Annotated in this window: 2 protein-coding genes; one reads left to right on the top strand and one right to left on the bottom strand. The window is 62.5% G+C overall.

Annotated features, from left to right (window positions below; all coding sequences use genetic code 11):
- The first annotated feature begins 170 nt into the window (after nt 1-170).
- Entirely contained in the window at nt 171-959 is a 789-nt protein-coding gene (locus ACZY0B_RS05060) for a class I SAM-dependent methyltransferase (RefSeq protein ID WP_463762939.1), read from the top strand.
- 5 nt (nt 960-964) lie between these two features.
- On the opposite strand, the gene ACZY0B_RS05055 is transcribed toward ACZY0B_RS05060, so the two are convergent.
- Nucleotides 965-2,239, bottom strand: a complete 1,275-nt coding sequence (locus ACZY0B_RS05055; RefSeq protein WP_463762938.1) for a glycosyltransferase — start codon at nt 2,237-2,239, stop codon at nt 965-967.
- Nucleotides 2,240-2,509: the final 270 nt, after the last annotated feature.

Here is a 2,509-nt window from a genome sequence, read left to right as displayed (position 1 = left end):
GGCCTGGATCCGGTTGCCAATAGCACGGACGGCAAATGCCGTTCGCTGGAAACCCATGTCTACGAACGTGTTTGCTTTCGAAGCTGGCTGCAGAACAGATAAAACAAGTTGACGGTGGACCCACCCGATTCGCCGGAGACACGGTGGGCGCCAATGCTATGGTTGCCGCCGTGGCAAACGGTCTAGACGTTAAGACTCGCTTCCTGATGTGGTGGGTGCGCGCCGAGTATTGGCTCGCGCGAACTGTGCTCCCCGATGTCTACGCAAGCGACGGGTTGATCAGCTTCCACAACGACGCGTTTCTCGACGACCCCGCGTTCCAGCGCGCCTACCAACGCGGCGCGCGCGCCCTCCCCGACCAGGACTGGTATCAGTGGCAATGGCGGGTGCACATCGGCCTTTGGGTAGCAGAGAACGCGAGCAAGCTGGACGGTGACTTCGTCGAGTGTGGCGTCAGTTATGGATTCTTGAGCAGCGCCATCATGGAGCGCCTCGACTGGGATCGCCTGGGCAAAACCTTCTATCTGCTCGACACCTTCGCGGGAATCGATCCGCGCTTCGTCACCGACGCGGAACGCGAATCGGGGGAGGTTGAGCGAAGCCAGACAAAGCTGCGAAATGGGATGTACGTCAGCGGCGTCGAGGGTGTCCGCGCCAATTTCGCGGAGTGGAAAAACCAGCGCATCATCGTTGGTACGGTCCCGGAAACCCTTGACCAAGTCGAGGCGCGTGCGGTGGCTTACCTACACATCGACATGAACTGTGCTCCGCCCGAAATCGCTGCGCTGCGCCACTTTTGGCCGCGACTATCGCCGGGCGCCTTTGTGCTCCTCGACGACTACGCGAACCGAGGGCGCGACGAGCAGCGCGCCGCCATGGACACCTTGGCGGCTGAACTAGGGGTACCGATCTGCGCACTGCCCACCGGGCAGGGTCTGCTGATCAAGCCGGCACGATAGTCCGCTCAGCCGGAAGCTTTCCCGCGGGCGGCATCTTCCAACAGATCGGCCGCGCGGCCAATGCTTTCTTCGGGTTTGGTCATCCGACTGGCAAGTTCGTGGGCACGGGTGGCGTATTGCGGGGCCAGGATCTCGCGCAGATCGGCGATCAGCGTTTCCCGGGTGGCGGTCGAAAAGCGCCGGGCGGCGCCGACCTTCAGCCGTTTCACCTGAGCTCCCCAGTACGGCTGATCGGCCGAGCTCCATAGGATCAGCGTGGGGATCCCCGCGCGCATGCTTGCGGCCGTGGTGCCCGAGCCGCCGTGGTGCACCACCGCGCGGCAGGCGGGGAAAACCGTCGCGTAGTTCACCGGGCCCACCAGCTTGACGTGGTCGGGATGCGGAACGTCGGTGAAGTCTGTTCCGCCGAAGCACACCAATGCGCGCTCGCCCAACTCAGCGCACGTCGTGCTGATCATTTCGACCAACTCGGTCGGGGATTCGACCGGTATGCTGCCCGAGCCGAAGCAGATCGGCGGTGTTCCCGCGGCGATCCACGACGTCACCCCATCGTCGGCATCGGTCGCCAGTTCCATTGTCAGCGCACCGACAAAGGGTCTGCGGCCATTCCATTTCGCCCACTCGGCGGCCAGCCCGGGAAAGCACACGCCGTCGTAGCCCTGGATCTCCAGCGAACCCCGTTCGACGATCCGTTGCTGTGAGCGACATGTCGCGTTCGGCAGGCCTAGCTCGCGGCGCTGCTCATCTTCGACCTTTTTCGTCGAGCGCCAAAACAGCCACTCGATCGCGGTCATCGAGGAACGGACCAGCGGCGCCGGCAGGCTCGGGACCAGCTGGCCGTTGGCCCGCATGGGGAAGTGATGCAGCGTGGCCAACGGAATGTCGTAGTGCTCCGCCACGTTGGCCGCGGCCTGTTCGAAATTGATGCCGGTGGACAGCAGGTCGGCCCCGTCTGCCAGTGACATCAGCGTCGTATTCACCTGGGCCCAGTGCACGATGATGGGTTCCCAGATTTTGCGCACCAGGTTGATCGGGCCGCTGATCGTCCAGGCGCTGCGGAAGAAATTCGTCCACATGTTGCGTAGGAAATCCTCGTCCAGGAATTCCTCTATCGGCGGCCCGTACGCCACGGCCGCCAGCCCAACTTCCTCGGCGAAGTCCATCAGTCCAGGAGGGACCGCCAAACAGACTTCATGCCCTCTGCGCTGCAGTTCGCGGCCGACGGCCGCGGAAGGTTCGATATCGCCGCGCGTTCCATAGCTTGCGAGGGCGAATTTCATCAGTGGTCAAGCCTTTCAGTTGCCAGGTGTCGGCGCTGTCAGGGTGTCGGGGGCGGGCATCACCCAATATTGACTGACATCCACCGTTATCTTCGGCTCGTGCCCTCGAGGGTGTATTCGTCAATGCCATCCCCATCGGATGGAGTCGAGTAAGGTGTTGATGTTTGTGAGTACACGTTAGACGGGGGAGCACGAAGGGATTAGCTCCTTGACGGACCCGTCGGCGACCGCTCCATCGCAGCAGACCCAGAAGTTTATTCAATCCCAAAA

The organism is Mycobacterium sp. IDUB_19, from assembly GCF_055419445.1.
The sequence above is the reverse complement of the archived record's forward strand: the minus strand, read 5'-3'. Positions and strand labels throughout refer to the sequence as shown.

Excerpts from the sequence above, each read along its gene's own strand:
- ACZY0B_RS05055 (WP_463762938.1), bottom strand. The coding sequence starts at position 2,239 with ATGAAATTCGCCCTCGCAAGCTATGGAACGCGCGGCGATATCGAACCT.